This window comes from Kitasatospora sp. NPDC006697, assembly GCF_042869935.1.
Classification (GTDB): domain Bacteria; phylum Actinomycetota; class Actinomycetes; order Streptomycetales; family Streptomycetaceae; genus Kitasatospora.
The window spans coordinates 266487-291272 of sequence record NZ_JBIAGU010000008.1; the positions used below are offsets into that span (position 1 = coordinate 266487).

Below are 24786 nucleotides of genomic sequence, written 5' to 3' on the forward strand. Positions count from 1 at the left end.
GGTTACAGGCGCCCCGTCTCATCCAGGTAGTCGAGCAGGGCCGCGTCCACCGAGTCGTGGAACGCCGCCAGGGTCCGCCGGTCCTCGTCGCGCCGGTACAGGTCCTCGCAGGCCACCCAGCGGTCCTCGGTCCGCTCGGCGGGCAGGTAGCCGGCGTCGACCGTGCCGACCTCCCAGTCGGGCTTGCCCGCGGTCTCCCAGCAGCTCGCCAGCGTGCCGTCCGCGCTCACCACCGCGCCGTAGCGGCCGTCGCGGTGGCCGCAGGTCGGGCAGGTCTGGTGGGCCCGCGGCCGGGAGACGGTGAAGCCGAGGTCCAGCGCCCGGCGCTGCCAGCCGCTGAACCGGGCCGACAGCCCGCCCGAGTGCAGCAGGTCGTTGGCGTAGCCGACGCCGACGTCCCCGACCTGGGCGAAGTAGAGCGTGCAGCGGGCGGGTTCGAGCGCGCCGGCGAGCCGGTCGATCAGCGCGTCGATGCCGTCGATGGTCTCGTGCGAGACGTTCACCCGCAGGAGCCAGCGCAGGTCGCCGGCCTCGGTGGCCCGGGCCAGGTTGCGGACGATGGTGTCGAAGGTGCCGCCGCCGTGGGCCCGGCGCACCCGGATCCGGTCGTGGTCGGGGCGGTCGCCGTCGAAGGTGACCTGCACCGAGGCGAGCTTGCGCTCGGCCAGCTGCCGGGCCAGCCGCGGGGTGAGCAGCGTGGCGTTGGAGATCATCCAGGCCGAGGCGAGCCCCGAGTCGGCGGCCCGCTCCAGCAGTTCGAGGCAGCCGCGCGGGTTGAGCAGCGGCTCGCCGCCGAAGAGCAGGATGCGCAGCCGGGACAGCTCGGCCGCGGCCATCCGCCGCTCGGTGAAGGCGAGGATCGAGGTGATGGTCTCCGAGGTCAGCCGGCTCTGCGAGATCCGCGGCGGGCGGCTGCCGCCGGCCGGGTCCTGGGCGGTGTTCTGGAAGCAGTAGCCGCAGCCCAGGTTGCAGTGGGTGCTGGTCAGCACGGTGAGCGAGTAACTGCGCCGGGCCGGGGCGGTGAGCAGGCCGCGCTCGCGCAGCCGCCGCTCGGCGCCGGGCCGCAGGGCGCCGTCCGGGGTCAGCTGGCCGTCGCGCAGCCGGGCCACCGAGCCGTCGGGCCCGAGGAACCACCAGTGCCGCTCGCCCTTGAGGATGCGTGCGCCCGTCGCCTGGTTCACCGGGCCACCAGGCTCTCCGCCGGCGCGGCCGACCGGTCGGTGCAGGCGACGGTCAACGCGGCCACCACCGTGGACTGGTAGGAGCGGCGGAAGTAGGCGGTGCCGTCCGGATCGCCGGGCGCCCGGTCGGTGGCGGACCGGCCGGGGATCGCCCCGTCGGCGGTCTGCGCCTCGGCCAGCAGCCGCAGGCCGGCCGCGCCGGAGGGCGTCTCCAGGGGGTCGAGGCCGAGGCAGTGCTGGGCGAGCACCAGCTTGCCGGTCAGGTCCCACTCGCCGCGCGCCGCGCACTTCTCGGTGAGCCGGCAGACCGTGCGGCGGGCCCGGTCGCGGTCGCGCTCGGTCAGGCCGGGATCGCGCAGGCCGAAGTCGCTCAGGTAGAAGAGGGTGTGGGTGACGTTGCAGACCTCCAGCTCGCCGACCGGCAGGCCGGAGCCGTGCCGGGCCAGGGCGCTGGCCTCGTACAACTCCCGGTACGGGGCGAGACGGTGGGCGGCGCCGGCCAGGTCGGCGTAGTACCTGGTCTCCAGATGGAGGTAGGGCGGCTTGCGGCGGGAGGTCAGGAAGGGGGTGCCGGACAGCTCGGCGAGCACCGCGGCCGGGAGCCGGTCGCCGCTCCCGGCGGGGGCCAGGGCGGCGAACATCAGCTGGAACTGCCGGGCGTAGCGCGGGTCGTCGGTGAGCCGGGCGGCGTACTCCGGCCGCTGCCAGACCCGCCGCACGATGGCGTCGACCGCGGCCAGCGCCGGGGCCGCGGGCGCGGCCAGGCTCCAGTGGCGGCGCAGCATGGCCAGCTGCAGCAGCGCCTTCACCCGTGGCGTCACCGGCAGTTCCGCGATGCCTGACGGCGTGTCAAGAAAGGCCGAGTGCCGGCTGATCCAGTCCAGCGCGCCCGCCGACAGCCGCGTCAGCACCGCCCGGTCCAGGCCGGCTGATCGAGTACCCATGGTCCTCCCTCGACGGTGCGGATGGCTGCGCCGCCCGCTCGATGACATCGGCGGCGCGCGCGGCGCCCTTGACCGCGGCCAGCCGGCGCCCCAGGGCGCGGGCCCGGCCGCGCAGTCCGGCGTCCAGCCAGGCGCGCCGGATCGGCTCCGCCGGGTCCGGCGAGGCCGTGCGCGGGACGTGCACGGCCACCCCGGCCCGCAGGCAGGCGCCGGAGAGCAGCGGCTGCTCGGAGCCGTTGGGCGAGACCCCGAGGGCCCGGCCGCGCAGCAGGGCGGCCAGCACCGGGGCGGAGGTGCCGCTGGTCAGCACCAGCCCGGAGAGCGCCACCAGCGGCCCCAGCCAGGGCTTGCGGACCAGCAGCAGATCGGCCCCGGGATCGGGACGCGGATCGGTGGAGCGGCCCTGCTCGACCACGGCCTGGAACGGGCCGCCGGTGAACGCGGCGTTCAGCCGGGGCCACGGGCTGCCGCCGCCGAAGAACCGCCCCAGGTGCACGTAGACCACCGGCTTGCCGGTGCGCGCCACCTGCTCCCGGACGGCGGCCAGTTCGGCCGGGTCGGCGGCCGGCTCCCAGGGCAGCGGCCCGACCTGGTGCACCCGCTCGGGCAACTCGGCCCCCGGGTACTCCAGTTCGGGCAGCCCGCGGAGCAGCAGTGCGTCACCGAGCAGCGGGTTGCCCGGCCAGCGGGAGGGCCGCCCGGCCAGCCCGGCCTGCTCCCGGACGGCCGCGTAGAGCGCCAGGCACTCGGCGGTGCGGTTCTCCCGGGTCCGGCCGTACTGCGGCTCGCCCGCGCCGCCCGCCCGGTAGTCCCACAGGTGGACCGAGAGGCCGATCACCGCCACCGGCAGGTCCAGCGCCTCGGCGGCGAGCAGCGCGCCGTTGCAGAGCACCGAGGTGACCAGCAGGTCGGCCCCGGTCTGCCGGGCGGCCCGGGAGACCGCCCGGTACTGGGCGAGCCCGGTGCGGCCCCAGCGGGCGGCGGAGAAGGCCCGCTGCCCGCCGAACTCCTCGGCCGCCGCGAACGGCAGGCCCGCCTCGGCCGCGACCGGCGCGGCGCCCGCCCGGCCGAGCAGGCTGACCCGGTGGCCCCGGCGCCGCAGCTCCCGCCCGGCCGCGATCGCCGGGTAGAGGTAGCCGCCGTCGCTGAGCGGGCAGAGCAGGATGTTCACGGGGCCTCCCGGGCGCGGGTCGAGCGGGCCACCCGGGGTGCGGCAGGGCTGCCGGCGGCCGGGTGGCCCGCTCCTCGCTCATGGTTCGAGCCGGCGGTTCAGGCGGTTCGGACGGTTCAGAGCGCCGAGCTGTTGTTGATGATGCAGCTGCCTTCGACCTCTTCCTCGACGTCGATGCCGTGGGCGACCACGTCGACGTCCTCGTCCTCGGCCTCGGTCGGCTCCGGGTTGATGTCCTCGGGCATGTGTCCTCCTCGGGAGTGCCGACGTCCGCTACGCCGACCCGGGAGAAACGGTAGGCAGCGCCGGTATGGCGGCGCTTCGCCGCCGGTTCGAAACCGGTATGACGGCAGGTCGGCCGGTCAGGCGGCCGGGCCGAGCAGCGGCACCGGCGCGTGCTCGTCGGTCCGGGCGGCCAGCTCGCGCACGTAGGCGTACGGCAGTGCGGGCATCTCGTAGCGCACGGTGTCCGCCTGCCCCTCGACGCCCGGCACGGTGAGCAGGCTGGCCTCCAGCAGGCTCTCCAACACCCGCACGGCGGCGCCCGGTTCGGTGCCCAGCACGGCGGCGGCCTGGTGCAGGGTGAAGGCCGGCTGGGAGAGCAGGCCCAGCCGCAGCACCGCCCAGTAGGCGGGCGCCGGCAGTTCGCCGATCGACTCGGCCAGCCTGGTCCGGATCGCCAGGTCGCTGCCGCACAGCTCGTCCAGCAGTGCGCCCGCGTCGGCCAGCCGGGCGGCGTACTCGCGCAGCGGCACATGGCTGAGGAAGGCCAGCCGCTCGGCCACCAGCCGCACCCCGAGCGGCAGCGACCCGGCGGCCAGCACGATGCGTTCGGCCGATCCGGGGTCGGCGGCGACCCGGTCGGGGCCGATCACCCGGCCCAGGTAGGCGACCGCCTCGGCGGTGCTGAAGGCGGCGAGCCAGAGCCGGTAGGCGCCCTCCAGGCCGATCAGCCGGGGGCGGGCCGTGACCAGCACGGCGCTCTCGCCGGCCTCCGGCAGCAGCGGGCGGACCTCGGACTCGCGGCGGGCGTCGTCGACCACCACCAGCGCCCGGTGGCCGGCCAGCCAGAGCTGCCAGGCCCGCCGGGGATCGGCCGAGGCCCCGGTGCCGGGGAGGAGTTGGGCCACCACGTCCTCCAGCGGCCGGAGCCGCCCGTCCTCGCCGCGCAGCCGGACGAAGAACCGGCCGTCCGGGAACTGCTCGCCGAGCTGGTGCGCCAGGTGTACGGCGAAGGCGGTCTTGCCGGTGCCCAGCGGGCCGGTCACCACCGCCAGCCGGGTCCCGGCGCCGATCAGCGCCTCGGTCAGCTCCCGGGCGGGTACCGTCCGGCCGGTGAAGTTCGGCGGGTCCCAGGGCAGCAGGCTGGGCGGCAGCGCGCGGCGCGCGGTTGGCGGCGCGGCGGGCGGGCGCGGCCGGGCCGGGGCCGCCCCGGCCAGCAGCGACTGGTAGCAGCGGGCCAGCGCCGGGCTCGGCGGCAGGCCCAACTCCTGGGCCAGCGACTGCCGCAGCTCGTCGTAGACGGCCAGCGCCTCGGAGCGCCGGCCGGCCTGGCCGAGCGCCGTCATCTGCAGCATCCGCAGCCGCTCGCGCAGCGGATGGTGCTGGACGGCCTCGGTCACCCGGTCGATCACCGCCGGGCCCCCGCCGGCCGCCAACTCGGCCTCCACCCAGTCCTCGAGGACCCCGAGCCGGCGCCGCTCCAACCGCTGCACGGCGCCGGCGATCAGCGGCACGTGCCGGAAGCCCTCCAGGGCGGCCGGTCCGCGCCACAGTTCCAGCGCCTCGGCCGGCGCGCCGGCCCGGACCCGCTGCTCGAAGCAGAGCGCGTCCAACTCGGCCGCCGCGGCCCGGAAGACGTAGCCGCCGCACTGGTGGCTGATCCGTTCGCCGGGCCCGCCGCCGAGCAGCCGGCGCAGGGCGCAGACGTAGACCTGGAGGTTCTTGCGGGCCGTCCGGGGCGGCGCGTCCTCCCAGAGCGCCTCGACCAGGGCGTCGGCGGAGACCCGGGTGTTGGGGTGGCAGAGCAGCGCGGCCAGCAGGATCTGCTGCTTGCGCGACCCCGGGTCCACCGCCCGGCCGTCCGCCAGCACCAGGAGCGGACCGAGGATGCCGAAGCGCACCCCCATCTCATGCCAACTTGATGGCGGTGGAATGCCCTTCTACCTCGGCGTCGGAGACCGCGTCCAGCCGCTGCTTGACGGAGTTGAGGACGGCCACCTCGTCCTCGGTCAGGCCGGCCAGGACGCCGCGCTGCTCGTCGGTCAGCAGATCGACCGGGTTTCCCGCCTGCCGAAGGGCGGCAAGGGCGTCAAAGGTCATGGTTCCCTCCTGCACCTCGGAACCCGGGCACGACCGACTGTCTTTACCGAACATCGACAGGGTCCCCGCCCGGGTCACACGACCGTATCGCCATGCTGACGGCAGGAACGGGCCTCGGCAAGAGGGCGGACAGGGCTGTGGCGTGCTGTTCTTGATGATCCGTCAGTCGCGTGGCTTGAGCTGAAATGAAGCTGAGTGGATGGCTCCGTTCACACTGGTTGACAGTGTGGGCGGCTCTGACCCACGCTGGTCGGGCCGTTCACGTTGACATGGACGAGTCTGCTCTCGCCCGCTACGGAAGGACGATCCATGCGCACCCTCACCCGCCTCCTGGGCACCGCCGCAGCGACCGGCGCCGTGCTGTTCGCCGCCGCACTGCCCGCCTCGGCGGCGACCCCCGCGCAGGCGAACTACTCCGGGGACGCCACCAGTTCGAGTGCGGCGGGAGCCAAGCAGGCGGCCTTGAACGCGGCCTATGCGCAGGCCGCCCGGGCCGGCTTCGGCAGCGCCCAGTGCCTGCCGCTGGGCACCCCGGACGTCTGGAACAACGGCCCGCTGAACGCCCGCGCCACCGCCCGGACCGCCGCGCCGCAGATCCTGCCCGGCAACCAGTGGGAGGCCACCTGGGGCGTGCAGTGCACCACCCAGCCCGCCGCCAACACCGTGAACCTCAACCGCTTCAACGGCCCGGAGCACCTGAGCACCACCGGCCCCGAGCCGTCCGGCTACTACCTGGAGGGCAGCCTCGGCTGGCTCTACACCAGCCAGGTGGCCGGCACCGTCCCGCTGTTCAGCTGCAAGGTGTGGAACTCCACCGACACCTTCACCTCGCAGGCGGGCAACTGCGAGGGCCAGCAGTACCTCGGTGAGCTGGGCTTCGCCTACAGCACCCCGCCGGCCGGCGTGGCCACCCGGGTGCTGCGGCGCTGCCAGGTCAACGGGGAGCACTTCGACTCCAACGACATCAACTGCGAGGGCCAGTACGGCGAGGGCGTCCTCGGCTACACCCTGGACTGACCGCCCCGCTGAGTCCGGCCGCCCGGCCGCCGTCCGCAACCCGGACGGCGGCCGGGCCGTCGGCGTGCCCGGGCACGGGCGTGCCCGGCCGCCGGGGTCAGCCGGGCACGCGCGCGGTGAGCAGCGGCTGGAAGAAGCCACTTTGCCCGGGCGCGAGCCAGTCGGCCCCGGTGAAGCCGGCCTCGGCGGCGAAGGCGGTCAACTCGCCCCGGGTCAGCGCCCAGTAGGTGGCGCGCCGTACGGCGACCCGCCACTGCTCGGCCTCGCCGGTCAGCTGGTAGTGCTCCAGGTCGTAGCGCTCGCCGTCCGGGTGCCAGTCCCAGAGCTGGAAGGTCACCGTGCGGCCGGGGCCCGAGCCGTGCACCTGCGGGGCGGTGGAGGGCGGGCGGGTGCGCCGCAGCTCGTCGTAGGGCCGGGTGCTGAGCAGCAGCAGCCCGCCGGGGCGCAGCACCCGGCGCATCTCGCCGAGCGCCGCGCGCACGTCCGCCGCCGTCAGCAGGTGCGGCAGCGAGTTGTCGGCGCACACCACGGCGTCGAAGGTGCCGTCCTCGAAGGGCAGTTCGCGCATGTCGGTGACGCGTGCGGGCAGTTCCAGGCCGCGCCGCAGCGCCTCCCGCCCGGCCCGCTCGACGGCGGCCGGGCTGAGGTCGGTCCCGGTCACCCGGTGGCCGCACAGCGCGAGCCCGAGCGCCTGGGTGCCGATCCCGCAGGCGCAGTCCAGCACCTCGGCCGGGCCGGGGCCGAGGGCCGAGCGGAGCACGGCGTCCAGGGCGCGGCCCTGGCGGACCAGCGCGGCGTCCCAGTCGCCGTAGACACGGTGGTAGTCGGCGGCCAGTTCGTCGTAGAACCGGGCCACGGAGGAGTCGGTCATGGAACGCACGGTACCCGGGGACGGGCGGCGCGGGCGGTCCGGGCGGTGGGTCCAGGCGGTGGGTCCCGGCGGTGGTTATTGGCCTGAGTGGCCGGTATTGGCCCGGCGCTAATGGCCGCCATTTCCAGCCGTTCCGAAGTGGTATCGACCAGCGGTCCAGCTTTTTTGACAATCTGTCACCAAGGCGAGCGACCGGCCTGCCGCATGGACGGCGCCGTGGCGGGTAGGGATAACGGTTCAAAGTCCGCAGGTGCTGAAACGTTAACGGAAATCCTGTCAGATGATCTCTAGGTGAAGTTTTCATAGTCCTATAACATGGCAGCCGAAGTGACGGGCGCACGCGGTGGGTTGCGAAAGCGTCACACTTGTCGGCGCGGGCCTGAATGGGATGCCGAGGGGGCCATGGGGACCGGGCGGAACCGCAGCACGCCGAGCCGGGCCGGACTGGCACCTCCCGGCGGCTAGCGGCTGCCCGGGAACGGAGCGGGAGCGGAGCGGCGGCGGACCGGACCGGGAGTCCGGGGCGGTCCCCGGCGGCATGGCCACGGGGCGGCAGAGGTGCGGCAGAGGTGCGGCGGGTTCCGCGCGGGCGGCGGCATCATCACCTTGACTACCTGGAGAAATCCATGGCACTGGTCGAACGTGACAGGAGCATGGCGTTCCTTGTCGACTTGCTGGCCGCCGCCGTCGACGGCCGCGGCTCGATCGCGGTGATCGGCGGTACGGTCGGCAGCGGCAAGACCGAACTGCTGCATGCCCTCGCCGACCGGGCGGGCGAGCAGGACATCCGGGTGCTGCGCGCCGCCGGCATGCGCTCGGAGACGGCCGAGCCGCTCGGCGTGCTCGCCCAGCTCCTGCTGGAACTCGACCTCCCCGAGCCCGCCGCCGAGCGCACCGCCCACCTGCTCGACGAGGCCGCCACCCACCTCGAACTCGCCGACGGCAGACCCGAGACCGCCGCCCTGCCCACCCGGGTGATGCACGGCATCTGCGGCATCCTCGGCGAACTCGCCTCCCGGCAGCCGCTGCTGATCCTGGTGGACGACGTGCACTGGTCCGACGACGCCTCCCAGCAGTGCCTGCTCTACCTGGTCCGCCGGCTCCGCACGGCCCGGGTGCTGATGGTCTTCGCCGAGTCCGAGCACGCGCTGCGCGCCAACCCGCTCTTCCGCACCGAACTGCTGCGCGAGTCCCGCTGCGTCTGGGTGCACACCGCCCCGCTCTCGGTGGCCGGCGTCGCCCACCTGCTCGGCACCGAACCGGGCAGCCGGGTCGCCGCCGAACTGCACGGCTGGACCGGCGGCAACCCGCTGCTGGTCCGCGCGCTGCTCGCCGACCGCTGTGAACTGCCCGCTGACCCCAGGGCCGTGGCGGACCGCCCCAGCTGCCACCAGGACCACCCGCGCGAGCACGAACCCGCCCCCGGCGGCGAACGCCCGGTGGTGCGCGGCGCGTTCGGCCAGGCCGTGCTCTCCTGCCTGCACCGCGGCGAGCCGCTGATGTGGGCGGTGGCCCGCGGCGCCGCCGTGCTCGACCGCCCCGCCTCCGAGGTGCTGCTCGCCCGGCTGCTCGGCGCCGAACCCCAGGCCACCGCCCGGGCCGTCCGCGAACTGGAGAACACCGGCCTCTTCCACGAGGGCTGGTTCCGCCACCCCGGCGCCGCCCGCGCCGTGCTGGAGGACCTCTGCCCGCAGGAGCGGGCCGAACTGCACCGGCGCGCCGCCGAACTCCTCTACCACGAAGGGGCGACGGCCACCGAGGTGGCCCGCCAGCTGCTCGGCGTCGGCAGCGCCGAACCCCACCGCGCCGATCCCGACCGGACCGATCCCGACCGCGCCGAACCCCACCGCGCCGATCCCGACTGGGCGGTCCCCACCCTGCGCGAGGCCGCCGAGGCCGCCCGGCTCGACAGCGACCTCGAGCTCTGCATCCGCTGCCTCGAACTCGCCTGCGAGGCCAGCGCCGACGCGGCCGTGCGGGCCCGGATCGGCATGGCGCTCGCCGAGGCCGAGTGGCGGCTCAACCCGGCCGCCGCCGCCCGCCACCTGCCCCGGCTGCTGACCGCCCTGGAGAACGGCCACCTGCCCGCCCGCTACGCCCACACCCTGATCCGCAAACTGCTCTGGCACGGCCGGGTCGGCGCCGCCAGCGAGGTGCTCTTCCTGGTCGACGGCAAGCCCGGCCCCGAGGCCGCCGCCCGCCGCCGCGCCACCCACCTGTGGATGCGCACCGTCCACCCCGAACTGGCCGGCGCCGTGCCGGCCGCCGCCGGACCGGCCGGCCGGGTGGAGCCCGCGGACCAGGGCACCGCCGTGCTGATGACCGTGCTCACCGAGGGCGGTGACGAGCACACGGCCGCCGACGCCGACCGGGTGCTGCGCGAGACCGGCCTGGACGAGGCCACCTTCGACTCGCTGGAAGCCGCGCTGCTCGCCCTGGTCTACGGCGACCGGGTGCAGCCGGCCGGCCGGTTCTGCGCCCGGCTCGCCGACCTGGCCGCCGTCCGCCGCGCCCCGTTCTGGCAGGCCCGGCTGGCCGCCGTGCAGGCCGAGGTCTCGCTGCGCCAGGGCGACGCCCGGGCCGCCGAGCGGCACGCCCGGTTCGCGCTCACCCAGCTCGCCCCGCGCGCCTGGGGCGTCGCGGTCGGCGCCCCGCTGGCCACCCTGGTGCTGGCCCTGGTCGCCACCGGCCGGCTCGAGGAGGCCGCCGAACTGCTCAACCAGCCCGCCCACGACGCCCTCTTCGAGACCCGGTTCGGCCTGCTCTTCCAGTACGCCCGCGGCCAGTACCACCTGGCCAGCGGCCGGCCGGCGGCGGCGCTGGAGGACTTCCGGGCCTGCGGCCGGCAGATGCGCGCCTGGGACATCGACCTGCCCACCCTGGTGCCCTGGCGCGGCGCGGCCGCCATGGCACACCTGCGGGTGAACGGGCAGCAGACCGCCCGGAAGCTGATGGCCGACCAGCTGGCCCGCCCGGGCGCGGGCGGCGCCCGCACCTACGGGGTGTCGATGCGTCAGCTGGCGGCGGCCAGCGGTGTGCGGGACCGGCCCGACCTGCTGCGCAAGGCGGTGAAGAGCCTGCAGACGGCGGGCGACCGGCTGGAGCTGGCGCACGCGCTGGCCGAGCTGAGCCGGGCCCACCAGGCGCTCGGCGAGGCGGGCCGGGCCAAGGCGATGGCGCACCACGCGCTGGAGCTGGCCGCCGAGTGCCACGCCGAGCCGCTGGCCCGCACGCTGCTGCGCTGGCAGGCCGACGCCGCGCCCGAGCAGCCCGAACCGCCGACGGCCGCCCAGCCGGCGCCCGCGGCCCCGGCGGGCGCCCCCGCCCCGGGGGACACCTCAGTACTCAGCGAGGCCGAGCTGCGGGTCGCCGAGCTGGCCTCGATGGGCTACATGAACCGCGAGGTGGCCAAGTCCCTGCACGTCACGGTGAGCACCGTGGAGCAGCACCTGACCAGGGTCTACCGGAAGCTGAACATCAGCGGCCGCAACGACCTCTCCGGCTACCTGGGCCTGCGCGGCACCGGCCCGGCGCTGGCGGGCACCTGACCGGGCGGCACGTTTCAGCTGCCGTCCGGGGCGGTGCCCGCCGCGCGGGTCTGCCGCCAGGTATCCATGACCCGGGAGAACTCCTCGCGCAGGAAGCCGAAGAACCGCCGGGTCTCGTCCAGCCGGGCCGCCGCCGGGCTGTCCGGCCCGACCGCCGCCATGCCGTCCTGGAGGTCCTGCTCCCAGCGGGTGTAGAGGCTGTCCTGCCGGGTCAGCGCCTCGTACCAGGTGTCGTGGTAGAGCCGGTAGTGGTCGCGGCGCTCGCCGGGCTTGCGGTCGCGGGCGACCAGGCCGATCTGCACCAGGTACTGCACGGCCCCGGAGACGGCGGCCGGGCTGACCTGGAGCACCTCGCTCAGCTCGGCGGCGGTGCGCTGGCCCTCCTCGGAGACCAGGATGGCCACGAAGACCCGGGCGGGCATGCGCGGGAAGCCGGCCTCCGACAGGTGCAGGGCGAAGCGCTCGACGAACCGCCCGATGGCCTCGTCGCGGCCGTCCGCGGGGGTTCGGGAGTCGTCGGGGGGGTCTATCCGGCTCATCGTCAACAGTGTAGGCGGTGAACGGTGTCGCCAGGGGTGGCCTGCTCGGGCAGCGCTGCGGCGGCGGGTTCGCCCCGCGTGTCGCGCCACTTGCCGATCAGCCGGTGCAGCTCGGTGCGCAGGTAGCCGAAGAAGTCCAGGGTCTCGGTCAGCCGCATCCCCGCCGGGGTCTGCGGCCCGACCGCCGTCAGCCCCTCGCGCAGGCCCTCCTCCCAGCGGGCGAGCGTGGTGTCCCGGTGGGTGAACGCCTCGTACCAGAGGTCGTCGAGGATCCGGTAGTGGTCCCGGCGCTCGCCGGGCTCGCGCCCGCGGGCCACCAGGCCCAGCTGGATCAGGTAGCGCAGCGCCACCGAGACCGCGCTCGGGCTGACCCGCAGCAGGGCGGCCAGCTCGGCGGCGGTCGGACGGTCGTGCTCGGCGGTGATCAGGCCCGCGAAGATTCGGGCGGGCATCCGGGGGAAGCCGACGTCCGACAGGTGCACCGCGAAGCGCTCGGTGAAGCGGACGACCGCCTCCTCGTCCCGGCCGGCGCCCGGCGCGTCCTTCCCGCCCCGTGCGGTGTTCGACAGGTGCTCGGCAGGTTCCATCCGCTGCGGCCCTCCGTACACAGATGCGTGACTTTTCTGTAATTTCAGGAATGTGTGAAACCAATGTAACATCGTGCTCATGACTAGTGCCATCTCGGCCTCCGGGCTGGTGAAGACCTTCGGCGGGTTCCGGGCCCTGGACGGGCTCGACCTCACCGTCGGAAGTGGTGAGGTGCACGGCTTCCTCGGCCCCAACGGCGCCGGGAAGTCCACCACCATCCGCGTGCTGCTCGGCATGCTGCGGGCCGACGCCGGCGAGGTCCGGCTGCTCGGCGGCGACCCCTGGCGGGACACCGCCGACCTGCACGCCCGCCTGGCCTACGTGCCGGGAGACGTGACCCTCTGGCCCAACCTCTCCGGCGGCGAGGCGATCGACCTGCTCGGCCGGCTGCGCGGCAGCGTCGACAAACGCCGGCGAGACGAACTGGTCGAGCGCTTCGAACTCGACCCCAAGAAGAAGGGACGCGCCTACTCCAAGGGCAACCGGCAGAAGGTCGCGCTGGTCGCCGCCTTCGCCTCGGACGTCGAACTGCTGCTGCTCGACGAGCCCACCTCCGGCCTGGACCCGCTGATGGAGGCGGTCTTCCAGGACCTGGTCGCCCAGGAGCGCGAACGCGGCCGCACCGTGCTGCTCTCCAGCCACATCCTGGGCGAGGTCGAGGCGCTCTGCGACCGGGTGACGATCATCCGCAAGGGCCGCGCCGTCGAGACCGGCACCCTCACCGAGCTGCGCCACCTCTCCCGCACCTCGGTCAGCGCCGACCTGGCCACCGCCCCCGAGGACCTGGCCGGCCTGCCGCCCGTGCACGACCTGCGGGTCGAGGGCACCCGGCTGCGGTTCGACGTCGAGACCGCCGACCTCAATGCCGTGCTCGCCTACCTCACCGGCATCGGCGTGCGCAGCCTCACCTGCCAGCCGCCCACGCTGGAGGAGCTGTTCCTGCGGCACTACCAGACCGAGGAGCCGGCGGCCAGCACGCCCGCGCCGCGCACCGAGGCGGTGCGATGAACGAGTACGCCGGCACCCGGGACCTGATCAAGCTCTACGTCCGCCGCGATCGGGTCAAGCTCCCGCTCGGCCTGCTCATCATGGTCGGCATCGTCGCGAGCAACGTCTCCGGGTTCGCCAAGCTCTACACCACCGCCAAGGAGCGGATGGACTTCGCGAACGGCGTCAACGGGAACGCGGCCCAGCTCTTCATGTACGGCCCGGTGGTCCGCACCGACTCGCTCGGCGGCCTGGTGGCCTGGCGCTCCGCCGCGCTCGGCGGCCTGATCATCGGCCTGATCAGCCTCTTCGCCGTGATCCGGCACAGCCGCGGCGAGGAGGAGACCGGCCGTGCCGAGCTGATCCGGGCCGGCGTGGTCGGCCCGCGCGCCCAGCTCGCCGCCGCCTTCACCGTCGCCGTGGTCGGCAACGTGGTCGCCGCCCTCTACATGGCGATCACCATGGTCTTCCAGGGCCTGCCCTGGACCGGCTCGCTCGCGCTCGGCCTCGGCCTCGGCGCCACCGGCTGCGTCTTCGCCGCCGTCGGCGCGATCGCCGCCCAGCTCACCGAGAGCGCCCGCGCCGCCCGCGGCATCGCCTCCGCCGTGGTCGGCGCCGCCTTCCTGCTGCGCGCCCTCGGCGACGTCAGCAAGGGCGGCGCCTCCTGGGTGGTCTGGCTCTCGCCGATCGGCTGGCTGGAACGGCTGGACTCCTTCGCCGGCGAACGCTGGTGGGTGCTCGCACTCGCCCTGGCCGCCACCGGGGTACTCACCGCCGCCGCCTTCGCCCTCTGCGACCGCCGCGACCTCGGCGCCGGCCTGCTGCCCGACCGGCCCGGCCCCGCCACCGCCGCGCCCGGCCTGCGCACCCCGCTCGCCCTGGCCTGGCGGCTGCACCGGCCCGCCCTGCTCGGCTGGACGGCCGGCTTCGTGGTGATCGGCGCCGTCACCGGCGGCGCCGGCAAGAGCATCGCCGACCAGGTCAACAGCAGCAGCGCGCTGAAGAAGATGTTCGAGAACCTGGGCGGCCACGGCGACCTGGTCGACGCCTACCTGGCCACCGCCATGGGCACCCTCGGCCTGATCGCCGCCGCCTACGCCGTGCAGGCCGCGCTGCGCCCCTACCAGGAGGAGACCGCGGGACGGGCCGAGCCGGTGCTCGCCACCCGCACCTCCCGGCTCGGCTGGGCCGCCAGCCACCTGGTCTTCGCACTGCTCGGCCCGGCCGTCGCGCTCGCCGCCGGCGGCCTGGCCGCCGGGCTGGTCTACGGGGCGAGCACCCATCAGATCGGCCACCAGGTGCCCCGGCTGCTCGGCGCGGCACTGGTCCAGCTGCCCGCCGTCTGGATCCTCGCCGCCCTCACCACCGCGCTCTTCGGGCTCGCCCCGCGCGTCGTGCAGGCCGCCTGGGGCGTGCTGGTGCTCTTCCTGCTGCTCGGCCAGCTCGGCGGGGCCTTCGGCTGGAACAAGACGCTGCTCGACGTCTCGCCGTTCACCCACATCCCCCGGGTGCCCGTCGAGAGCCTGAGCGCGACGCCGCTGCTGGTGCTGGTGGCGCTCGCCGCCGCGCTCACCGCCGCCGGCCTGGCCGGCCTGCGGCGCCGCGCGGTCGGCAGCTGACGGGCCGTGGGGTGGGGCCGTGCGGCCCCGCCCCGGCGTGCCTCAGGCGAGCAGGACCGGCAGGCGGCGGGCGCCGAAGAGCATCGCCGCGCTCGGGAAGTACTCCACGCCCTGCTCCCGGTCCACCCGCAGCTCCGCGAACCGGTCGAACAGCCGCTCCAGCGCGATCCGGGACTCCAGCCGGGCCAGCGGCGCACCCAGGCAGAAGTGGATGCCGTGGCCGAAGGAGAGGTGCGGGTTCGGGCTGCGCCGGAGATCGAAGGCCAGCGGGTCCGGGAACTGCGCCGGATCCCGGTTGGCCGCCGCCAGCCAGACCGAGACCGCCGTGTCGGCCGGGATCGTCCGCCCGCCCAGCTCGGCCGCCCGGGTGGTGCGCCGCAGGTTGCGGGTGAACGGCGGGCGGCAGCGCAGCACCTCCTCGATCGCCGCCGGCACCGCCGACCGGTCCGCCCGCAGGGCCGCCGCCACCTCCGGGTGCTCGTCCAGCAGCAGCACGGCGGTGCCCAGCACCGCCGTGGTGGTGACGTGCCCCGCCACCAGCAGCACGATCGCGAAGCCCGCGATCTCGTCGTCGTCCAGCCGCTGCCCGTCCAGCTCGGCCGCCACCAGAGCGCTGATCAGGTCGTCCCCCGGCCGCGCCCGGCGGTCCCGCACCTGGGCGGTGAAGTAGTCGAACATGGCGAGCATGGTCGGCGCGTAGGAGCGCAGCGTCTCCTCGCCGACCACCACCTCGTCGGCCCGCATCGTGCCGGAGAGCATCACGTCCGCCCAGCCGCGGAACAGCTCGCGGTCCCCGGCCGGCACCCCCAGCAGCTCGGCGATCACCACGATCGGCAGCGGGTAGGTCAGCGCTTCGACCAGCTCGGTGCGGTCCCCGACCGCGTCCAGCAACTCATCGGTGATCTCGGTGATCCGCGGCGCCAGCTCGGCCACCGTCCGCGAGGTGAACGCCCGGCTGACCAGCCGGCGCAGCTCCTGCTGCCGGGGCGGGTCCATCCGGACGAAGTTGCCCTTGGCGAACAGCTCCAGCTCCGGCTGGGAGGGCATCAGCGCGCCCAGGTCGGAGGAGAACAGCCCCGGATCCGCGTAGACCCGGGACACCTCCCGGTAGCCGAAGACGTGCCAGGAGCCGGTCCGCTCGTCGAGGTGCACGGGCTCGGTGGCCCGCATCCCGTCCAGCCAGTCGAAGAGCCCGCGGATCTCCGCCGGAAGCCCCGAGTCCACACCCATCGTGATCCGTCCCCTCGGTTCGCCAAGGCCCTGGTACAGAGCGGCCGATGACGGATCCTCGGCCCCAACGGGCCCCGGGGGAACCCGAGAAGCCGCCGACTGGGGGCCACCGGTGGGGTCGGGACCCCTGCGGGCAGGGGGTGCCGGGGTGCGAATAGGGGTGGCGGGCCGTCGCCAGGACGGGGGCGGGCGGGCCAGGCTCGTCCTGGACGCAGGGTGCGGCCGCAGTGCGGAGGGGACGGGCATTCGATGAGCGGAACGACACGCGCCGTCGTGCTGGGAGGCGGACTGGCCGGCCTGCTGGCCGCCACGGTGCTGGCACGCCACGTCGACCAGGTCACCGTGGTGGACCGGGACAGCCTCCCGGCCGGGCCCGAGCCGCGCAAGGGCGTGCCGCAGGGCCGGCACGCCCACCTGCTCTGGTCCGGCGGCGCCCGGGCCATCGAGGCGCTGCTGCCCGGCACCACCGAGCGCTGGCTCGCCGCCGGCGCCCGGCAGGTCTCGGTGCACCAGGACATGCTGTCGCTCACCGCCTACGGCTGGCAGCACCGGTTCCCCGGCACCCAGTTCATGATCGCCTGCAGCCGGCCGCTGCTCGACCAGGCGGTGCGCGAGGCCGTGCTCGCCGAGCCGCGGATCACGCTGCGCGAACGGACCGGGGCACAGGGGCTGCTGGGGGACCCGGAGCGGGTCACCGGCGTGCTGGTGCAGGGCGAGGAGGTGGCCGCCGACCTGGTGGTGGACGCCACCGGCCGCGGCTCCCGGCTGGAGCAGTGGCTGCCCGCGCTCGGGCTGCCGGTACCGGAGATCGACCGGGTCGACCCCGGCATCGTCTACGCCACCCGGATCTACCGCGCGCCGCACGGCATGGCGGCCGCCTTCCCCGTGGTCAGCGTCTACGCCGACCACCGCGACGGCCGGCCCGGCCGCAACGGCGTGGTGCTGCCGATCGAGGGCGACCGCTGGATGGTCACCCTCTCCGGCACCCGCAACGGCGAACCGGGTGGCACCGAGGCGGAGTTCACCGCCTTCGCGAACGCGCTGCGGCACCCCGTGGTGGCCGGCCTGATCGCCGGGGCCGAACCGCTGACGGGTGTGCAGCGCACCCGGAGCACCGCCAGCCGGCGGCTGTTCTGCGAACGGGCGGAGCGCTGGCCGGCCGGACTGCTGGCGATCGGCGACGCGCTGGCCGCGCTCAACCCCGTGTACGGGCACGGGATGAGCGCCGCGGCACTGGAAGCGGTCGCGCTGGACGGGGTGCTCGCCGCGGACGGGCTCGGCGGCGCCGCCACGGCCCGGGCGCAGCAGGCCATCGCCCGGGCCGTCGACGACCCGTGGATCTTCGCCGCCTCCCAGGACATCTGCTACCCCGACTGCCGCACCGAGGTCGGCGACCCGCGGCTGACCGTCCAGGCCGGCGAGCGGCGCCGGTTCGCCGAGCTGATCGGGGCCACCGCGATCCGCTCGCCCGCCCTGAGCGCGGCGACCACGGCGGTGAGCACGCTCTCCGCGCCCTCCGGCTCGCTGGAGGACGCGGCCGTGCTGGCCGAGCTGCGCAAGGGGCCGCAGCGGCCGGAGTTGGTGCAGCCGCCGCTGAAGGCGAGCGAGCGGGAACTGCTGGCGCGGTGCGTGGGGGAGCCGGTGGCGTAGGGGTCGGGCGGCCTTAGGGGCCGCGCGGCCTTTCCCGGGTGCGTGGGCGCGTGCGAGGTTGGCCTGGCCGGCCGGTGCCGTGGTGTGGCGCCAGGGGCGGCAGAGGTGTGTCGAGAACTGACCGTGGTGACGGCCGCCGCACCGGGCGGGCCGTCGCCTGTCCGCTTTCCCAGGACCGGAATCCGCCGGCGGACCCCACGTGGGAATGCCGGCTGCGCGGCGTCGGGCCGCGGGAATCCGGCGGGCCCACGGGTGGGAGATATGGCCGAAATCGCTGAGACCGCAGTCGACCGCTCGGGTGAGGGCTGCGAGCCGATCGCCGTGGTGGGACTCGCCTGCCGGTTCCCCGGCGCCGCCAACCCCGAGGCGTACTGGCAGCTGCTCGCCCGAGGCACCGACGCCGTCACCGAGTTCCCCGCCGACCGCTGGGCCGAGGCACTCGCCCGCGACCCCGGCCTGGCCCAGGCCGTGCCCCGACACGCCAGGCTCGGCGCCTTCCTGGACCGGGTCGACGGCTTCGACGCCGCTTTCTTCGGCATCTCGCCGCGCGAGGCCCAGGCCATGGACCCCCAGCAGCGCCTCGCCCTCGAACTCGGCTGGGAGGCCCTGGAACACGCCGGCCTGCGCCCCGCCGACCTGGCGGGCACCCGCACCGGCGTCTTCGTCGGCGGCAGCGCCGACGACTACGCCAGGCTCACCCAGGCGCACGGCCCGGACAGCGTCGGCCAGCACACCGCCACCGGCCTGACCCGCGGCATCATCGCCAACCGGATCTCCTACCTGCTCGGACTGCACGGCCCCAGCCTCACCGTCGACACCGCCCAGTCCTCCGCGCTCACCGCCGTGCACCTGGCCTGCGAGAGCCTGCGCAGCGGCGAGGCCCAACTCGCCCTGGCCGGCGGTGTGCAGCTCAACCTCACGCCGGAAGGCGCGCTCGCCGCGGCCAAGTTCGGCGGCCTCTCGCCGACCGGCCGCTGCCACACCTTCGACGAACGGGCCGACGGCTACGTGCGCGGCGAGGGCGGCGCCCTGGTGCTGCTCGAACCGCTCGACCGCGCACTGGCCGCCGGGCACCCGGTGCTCTGCGTGATCCGGGCCAGCGCCGCCAACAACGACGGCGCCACCGAAGGCCTCACCGTGCCCAGCGCCGCCGCCCAGCAGGACCTGCTGCGGCAGGCCTACCGGCGGGCCGGCCTGGACCCCGCCGAGGTCCAGTACGTCGAACTGCACGGCACCGGCACCCGGCTCGGCGACCCGATCGAGGCCGCCGCCCTCGGCGCCGTGCTCGGCCGCGACCGGGACCCCGCCGACCCGCTGCTGGTCGGCTCCGCCAAGACCAACATCGGCCACCTGGAGAGCGCGGCGGGCGCCGCCGGGCTCGCAAAGGCCGTGCTCTGCCTGAACCGGCGCCAGCTGCCGGCCAGTCTGCACCACGAGCGGCCCAACCCGGCCATCGACCTGACGGGTTGGCGCCTCCGGGTGCGCACCGAGCACGGGCCCTGGCCGCACCCCGAGCGGCCGCTGACCGCCGGGGTCAGCTCCTTCGGCATGGGCGGCGCGAACTGCCACGTGGTGCTCGCCGAGCACCCGGCGGCGGTGGGGCAGAGCCCGGACGGGGCGGTGGCGGAGAGCCCGGGCGGGGCGGCGGTGGCGGAGGGCACGGGCGGGGCGGCGGTGGGGGTGGACGGTGCGGGCACGCTGCCGTTCCTCCTCTCCGCGCGCGACCGCGACGCGCTGCGCGCGCAGGCCTCACAGGTGGCCGACCGGGAGCACCGGCCGGCGGACCTGGCGCACTCGCTCGCCACCACCAGGACCGCGTTCGAGCACCGGGCGGTGGCGCTCGCCGCGGACCGGGCCGAGCTGGCCGACGGGCTCCGCGAGTTCGCCCACGGGCGGGTCGCCCCGGCCGTGGTCAGCGGCGAAGTCCTCGACGGCGGCATCGCCTTCCTGTTCGCCGGGCAGGGCGCCCAACGGGCCGGCATGGGCGGCGAGCTGTACCGGGCTCACCCGGTCTACGCCCGCGCCTTCGACGAGGCGTGCGCCGCGCTCGACCCGTACCTCGCCCGCCCGCTGCGCGAGGTCGTCCTCGCCGACGACAGTGGTCTGCTCGACCGGACCGGCTACACCCAGCCCGCGCTCTTCGCCTTCGAAGTCGCCCTCCACCGGCTGGTGGAGAGCTGGGGCGTGCGGGCCGACCGGCTGATGGGCCACTCGATCGGCGAGATCGCCGCCGCACACGTGGCCGGCGTGCTCGACCTGGCGGACGCGGCCGCCCTGGTCGCCGCCCGGGGCCGCCTGATGCAGCAACTGCCCGGCGGCGGAGCGATGGTCGCCGTGCAGGCCACCGAGCAGGAACTCGCCCCGCTGCTGGCCGGCCAGGAGGCCGAACTCGGCATCGCCGCCCTCAACGGGCCGGAGGCCACCGTGCTGGCCGGCGACGAGACCGCGGTGCTCCAACTCGCCGACCACTGGCGCTCACTGGGACGCCGGACCAAGCGGCTGCGGGTCAGCCACGCCTTCCACTCGCCGCACATGGAGCCGATGCTCGACGAGTTCGCCGCCGTGCTGAGCGGCCTGGACTTCCGGCCGCCGCAGCTCCCGATCGTCTCCAACCTCACCGGCGCACCCGCCGGGGCCGCCGAACTCGCCACCGTGGACTACTGGGTGCAGCACGTCCGCCGCCCGGTGCGGTTCCTGGACGGGATGCGCACCCTGCACGCGGCCGGGACCACCCGCTACCTGGAACTCGGCCCCGACGGCGTGCTCACCGGCCTGGCCCGCGACTGCGTCCCGGCCGGCGGCGCCTTCATCCCCGCGCTGCGCCCGCGCCACGGCGAGGTGCGCGGCTTCGCCGAGGCACTGGCCCGGCTGCACGTACACGGAGCGGCGGTCGACTGGTCGGGCGCGTTCGCGGGCAGCACACCGCGTCGGGTGGAGCTGCCGACCTACCCGTTCCAGCGGCAGCGGTACTGGCTCGGGGCGGCCGGGCGGAGCACGCCCGCTGCCAGTGGAACCCGGTATGCGCTCGGCGACTTGGTGCGGGAGCGGATCGCCGCCGTGCTCGGCTACGCCAGCGCGGCCGAGGTCCGGGAGAAGGCCGCGTTCAAGGACCTCGGCTTCGACTCGCTGACCCTCGGCGAACTGCGCGGCCAGCTGGCCGAAGCGACCGGCCTGCCGCTGCCCACCTCGCTGCTCTTCGACCACCCCACCCCCGCCGCGCTCACCGCCCAGCTGCGGGCCCTCGCGGCCGGCACGGAGGCGGACGCCGCGCCACGCGCCACCGTGACCGACACCGACGAGCCGATCGCGATCGTGGCGATGGCCTGCCGGCTGCCGGGCGGGGTCGGCTCGCCGGAGGAGCTGTGGCGGCTGGTGGCCGAAGGCGTGGACGCGGTGGGCGAGTTCCCGACCGACCGGGGCTGGGACCTCGGCCGACTGTTCGGCGCGGACGTCGGAGAGGCGGGCACCAGCTCCGTGCGCCACGGCGGGTTCCTCGACGGCGTGGGCGAGTTCGACGCCGAGCTGTTCGGGATCTCGCCGCGCGAGGCGCTGGCGATGGATCCGCAGCAGCGGCTGCTGCTGGAGACGAGTTGGGAGGTCTTCGAGCGGGCGGGCATCCCGGTGGACGCGCTGCGCGGCAGCGACACCGGTGTCTTCGTCGGCGCCACCGGCGCCGACTACGGCCCCCGGATGCACGAGGCCGCCGATGGAGCCGAGGGCTACGTGCTGACCGGCACCACCCCGAGCGTCGCCTCCGGCCGACTCGCCTACGTCTTCGGCCTGGAGGGCCCCGCCATCACCGTGGACACGGCCTGCTCCTCCTCGCTGGTCGCGCTGCACTGGGCCTGCCGGGCGCTGCGCGCGGGCGAGTGCTCGATGGCGCTGGCCGCCGGTGCCACCGTGCTCGCCACCCCCGGCATGTTCGTGGAGTTCAGCCGCCAGCAGGGCCTGGCCGCCGACGGCCGGTGCAAGCCCTTCGCGGCTGCCGCCGACGGCACGGGCTGGGCCGAGGGCGTGGGGGTGCTGCTGCTGGAACGGCTCTCCGAGGCCCAGCGGAACGGCCACCAGGTGCTGGCCGTGGTGCGCGGCTCGGCGGTGAACCAGGACGGTGCGTCGAACGGTCTGACCGCGCCCAACGGTTCGTCACAGCGGCGGGTGATCCGGCAGGCCCTGGCCAATGCACAGCTGACCGGCCGTCAGGTGGATGCGGTGGAGGCGCACGGTACGGGCACCCGGTTGGGCGACCCGATCGAGGCGCAGGCGCTGCTCGCCACGTACGGCCAAGGGCGGGCGGCGGAGCGGCCGTTGTGGCTGGGTTCGGTGAAGTCGAACATCGGGCACACCCAGGCGGCGGCGGGTGTGGCCGGGGTGATCAAGATGGTGCTGGCGCTGCGGCTAGGGGTGTTGCCGCGCACCCTGCATGTGGACCGGCCGACGGGGGAGGTGGACTGGTCGGCGGGCGCGGTGTCGCTGCTCACCGAGGCGGTCGACTGGCCGCGCGGGGCGGAACCGCGTCGGGCGGCGGTATCGGCGTTCGGCGTCAGCGGGACGAACGCGCATGTCGTGCTGGAGGAGGCGCCCGCGCCGGCCGTGACCGGAGTAGTGGCCGGCGGGGCGCCCGCCGGTGCGGTGGTGCCGTGGGTGCTGTCGGCGCGTACCCGGGATGCGTTGGCCGCGCAGGCCGACCGGCTGGCGGCGGCCGTTGAGCCGGGCACGGATGTGGCCGATGTCGCGTGGTCGTTGGCGACTAAGCGGGCGGCGTTGGAGCACCGGGCGGTGGTGGTCGGCGGGGAACTGGACGGCCTGCGCGCCGGGTTGCGCTCGCCCGTGGTGAGCGGGGTGGCCGGTGGGGACGGTCGGGTGGTGTTCGTGTTCCCGGGGCAGGGGTCGCAGTGGGTGGGGATGGGGGCGGAGTTGCTGGACTGCTCGCCGGTGTTCGCTTCTCGTATTGCGGAGTGTTCGACGGCGCTGTCGGCGTATGTCGACTGGTCGTTGGTGGAGGTGTTGCGGGGTGGGGTGGGGTTGGAGCGGGTGGATGTGGTGCAGCCGGTGTTGTGGGCGGTGATGGTGTCGTTGGCGGAGGTGTGGCGTTCGTTCGGGGTGGTGCCGGCGGCGGTGGTGGGGCATTCGCAGGGGGAGATCGCGGCGGCGTGTGTGGCGGGGGCGTTGTCGTTGGAGGATGGTGCGCGGGTGGTGGCGTTGCGGTCGCGGGCGTTGTTGGCGTTGTCGGGCAGGGGTGGGATGGTTTCGCTTCCGCTGCCGGTGGATGAGGTGGCGGAGTTGATCGCGCCGTACGGCGGGCGGATCTCGGTGGCGGCGCTGAACGGGCCCTCGTCCACGGTCGTGTCGGGGGAGGTCGATGCGCTGGAGCAGTTGCTGGCGGAGCAGGAGCGGGCGCGGCGGATCGGGGTGGACTACGCCTCGCACGGTGCCCAGGTGGAGGCGATCCGCGAGGAGCTGCTGGCGGCGCTGGCGGGGGTGCGGCCGATGGAGTCCGCGGTGCCGTTCTCCTCCACGGTGACCGGTGGCCGGTTGGAGACGGCCGGGCTGGACGCCGAGTACTGGTACACCAACCTGCGGCAGCCGGTGCGGTTCGCGGAGGTGATCACCGGGCTGGCGGAGGCGGGCTTCGGCCCGTTCGTGGAGGTGAGCGCGCACCCGGTGCTGACGGTCGGGATCGGCGAGTGCGTCGAGCAGGCCGGCGGTGGTGCGGCCGTGGTCGGCACGCTGCGGCGCGAGGAGGGCGGGCTGGAGCGCGTCGTGCGCTCGCTCGCCGAGGCCTGGGTGGGCGGCGCCGGAGTGGACTGGCGGGCGGTGCTGCCGGGCGGTGGACGGACGGTGGAGCTGCCCACGTACGCCTTCCAGCGGCGGCGGTACTGGCTGGCGGGTGGCAGCGGCGCGGCCGGCGGCCATGCCGCCGGACTCGGGCTCGCGGCCGCCGACCACCCGCTGCTCGGCGCGGCCGTCGCGGTCGCGGACGGCGGCGGGCATGTGCTCACCGGGCGGTTGGCGCTCGGCACCCACGGTTGGCTCGCCGACCACGCGGTGTCCGGGGCCGTGCTGCTGCCGGGCACCGCGTTCGTGGAGCTGGCGGTGCGGGCCGGGGACGAGGCGGGCTGCGAACGCCTGGACGAGCTGACGTTGCAGGAGCCGCTGGTGCTGGGCGCGGCGGGTGACGCGGTGATGCTGCAGGTGGTCGTCGGTGGTGAGGACGGGCAGGGCCGGCGGTCGGTGGACGTCTACTCACGGCCCGAGGGGGCGGCCGCCGATCAGGCCTGGGTGCGCCATGTCTCCGGGATGCTGGCCGGCGCGCGTGCGGAGCGCGCGGCCGTCGCGGAGCGGGCAGCAGTCGCGGAGTGGGCGGGCGGGAGTTGGCCGCCGGCCGGGGCCGAACGGGTGGCGCTGGACGGGTACTACGCGCGCCTGGCGGAGACCGGCTACGAGTACGGGCCCGCGTTCCAGGGGCTGCGGGCGGCCTGGCGGCGGGGTGCCGAGGTGTTCGCCGAGGTCGAGTTGGGCGAGGAACAGCGCGAGGGCGCCGGTGGGTTCGCCCTGCACCCGGCGCTGCTCGATGCGGCGCTGCATGCGGTGCTGCTGGAGGGTGAGGGTCTGCGGTTGCCGTTCAGCTGGGCGGGCGTCGCTGTGGATGCGGCGGGTGCGCTGACCGCGCGGGTGCGGGTGAGCCCGGCGGAGGGGGAGGCGGTGTCGCTCGAACTCGCGGACGAGTCCGGGCGATCGGTTGCGGTGGTGGAGTCGCTGGCACTGCGGGCCGTGAGTGAGGAGCGGCTGCGGGGTGGGCTTGGTGGGGGTGGGGATCTGTATCGGGTGGTGTGGGTGCCGGTGGGTGGGGGTTCGGTGGGTGGGGTGTCGGTGGGGGATTGGGCGGTGGTCGGTGCGGGGTGGGAGGGGCTTGGCCGGGTGTGTGGGGGGCTGGACGAGGTGGGTGCGGCGGAGGTTGTGGTGGTGGCGGGTCGGTCGGTGGTGGAGGTGTTGGGGTTGGTGCGGGAGTGGGCGTCGTTGGAGAGGTGGGATGGCGCGCGGCTGGTGGTGGTGGCGGATTTGGCCGAGGTGGAGGGTGGTGCGGTGTGGGGGTTGGTGCGGTCGGCGCAGTCCGAGTTT

General features: G+C 75.2%; 16 protein-coding genes. 6 read left to right on the forward strand and 10 right to left on the reverse strand.

All coding sequences use genetic code 11. The annotated features are described in order from the left end of the window. Positions 1-2: 2 nt before the first annotated feature. From ACFYNO_RS14160 to ACFYNO_RS14185, 6 genes are all read right to left on the reverse strand, one after another. Positions 3-1181 carry a radical SAM protein gene (locus ACFYNO_RS14160; RefSeq protein ID WP_388010695.1) on the reverse strand — a complete coding sequence of 393 codons (1179 nt, stop codon included), beginning with the start codon at positions 1179-1181 and terminating at the stop codon, positions 3-5. Then, positions 1178-2125, reverse strand: coding sequence for a DUF6895 family protein (locus ACFYNO_RS14165; protein ID WP_388010698.1), 948 nt, complete (start codon positions 2123-2125; stop codon positions 1178-1180). The genes ACFYNO_RS14160 and ACFYNO_RS14165 overlap by 4 nt, the downstream gene beginning before the upstream one ends. Then, positions 2031-3296 (reverse strand): glycosyltransferase, encoded by a 1266-nt coding sequence (locus tag ACFYNO_RS14170; protein ID WP_388010701.1) that lies wholly within the window; start codon positions 3294-3296, stop codon positions 2031-2033. The genes ACFYNO_RS14165 and ACFYNO_RS14170 overlap by 95 nt, the downstream gene beginning before the upstream one ends. Positions 3297-3412: 116 nt before the next feature. After that, positions 3413-3541, reverse strand: a complete 129-nt coding sequence (locus tag ACFYNO_RS14175; RefSeq protein WP_388010704.1) for a hypothetical protein — start codon at positions 3539-3541, stop codon at positions 3413-3415. A 117-nt stretch (positions 3542-3658) separates the two neighbouring features. Continuing rightward, on the reverse strand, positions 3659-5425 hold the full coding sequence (locus ACFYNO_RS14180) for a BTAD domain-containing putative transcriptional regulator (protein WP_388010707.1): 1767 nt from the start codon (positions 5423-5425) through the stop codon (positions 3659-3661). Between the two features lies 1 nt (position 5426). Then, positions 5427-5618: an aroma-sacti cluster domain-containing protein gene (locus ACFYNO_RS14185; RefSeq protein WP_388010710.1), complete on the reverse strand. Its 192-nt coding sequence runs from the start codon at positions 5616-5618 to the stop codon at positions 5427-5429. Positions 5619-5927: 309 nt separating this feature from the next. On the opposite strand from ACFYNO_RS14185, the gene ACFYNO_RS14190 reads away from it, so the two are divergent. Then, positions 5928-6635 (forward strand): hypothetical protein, encoded by a 708-nt coding sequence (locus tag ACFYNO_RS14190; protein WP_388010713.1) that lies wholly within the window; start codon positions 5928-5930, stop codon positions 6633-6635. A gap of 97 nt (positions 6636-6732) precedes the next feature. On the opposite strand, the gene ACFYNO_RS14195 is transcribed toward ACFYNO_RS14190, so the two are convergent. Next, positions 6733-7506, reverse strand: coding sequence for a class I SAM-dependent methyltransferase (locus ACFYNO_RS14195; RefSeq protein ID WP_388010716.1), 774 nt, complete (start codon positions 7504-7506; stop codon positions 6733-6735). Between the two features lie 626 nt (positions 7507-8132). Here ACFYNO_RS14195 and ACFYNO_RS14200 point away from each other — a divergent pair. Further along, a complete protein-coding gene (locus ACFYNO_RS14200; protein WP_388010719.1) occupies positions 8133-11054 on the forward strand; it encodes an ATP-binding protein in 2922 nt (973 codons plus the stop codon). A 14-nt stretch (positions 11055-11068) separates the two neighbouring features. Here ACFYNO_RS14200 and ACFYNO_RS14205 read toward each other — a convergent pair whose 3' ends face one another. Further along, entirely contained in the window at positions 11069-11593 is a 525-nt protein-coding gene (locus ACFYNO_RS14205; RefSeq protein ID WP_388010722.1) for a GbsR/MarR family transcriptional regulator, read from the reverse strand. Positions 11594-11595: 2 nt separating this feature from the next. Then, on the reverse strand, positions 11596-12180 hold the full coding sequence (locus ACFYNO_RS14210) for a GbsR/MarR family transcriptional regulator (RefSeq protein WP_388010725.1): 585 nt from the start codon (positions 12178-12180) through the stop codon (positions 11596-11598). Between the two features lie 79 nt (positions 12181-12259). On the opposite strand from ACFYNO_RS14210, the gene ACFYNO_RS14215 reads away from it, so the two are divergent. Both ACFYNO_RS14215 and ACFYNO_RS14220 read left to right on the forward strand, forming a co-directional pair. Next, a complete protein-coding gene (locus ACFYNO_RS14215) occupies positions 12260-13189 on the forward strand; it encodes an ATP-binding cassette domain-containing protein (protein ID WP_388010728.1) in 930 nt (309 codons plus the stop codon). Further along, complete coding sequence (locus ACFYNO_RS14220; protein WP_388010731.1) at positions 13186-14787, forward strand: ABC transporter permease; 1602 nt, start codon at positions 13186-13188, stop codon at positions 14785-14787. Before ACFYNO_RS14215 ends, ACFYNO_RS14220 begins: the two co-directional genes overlap by 4 nt. Positions 14788-14829: 42 nt before the next feature. Here the strand turns inward: ACFYNO_RS14220 and ACFYNO_RS14225 are convergent, their stop codons facing one another. Further along, positions 14830-16017, reverse strand: coding sequence for a cytochrome P450 (locus tag ACFYNO_RS14225; protein ID WP_388010734.1), 1188 nt, complete (start codon positions 16015-16017; stop codon positions 14830-14832). 249 nt (positions 16018-16266) lie between these two features. On the opposite strand from ACFYNO_RS14225, the gene ACFYNO_RS14230 reads away from it, so the two are divergent. Beyond that, positions 16267-17667, forward strand: coding sequence for an FAD-dependent oxidoreductase (locus tag ACFYNO_RS14230; protein WP_388010737.1), 1401 nt, complete (start codon positions 16267-16269; stop codon positions 17665-17667). Between the two features lie 261 nt (positions 17668-17928). After that, the coding region (locus tag ACFYNO_RS14235; RefSeq protein WP_388010740.1) for a type I polyketide synthase at positions 17929-24786 on the forward strand (6858 nt) is incomplete at its 3' end.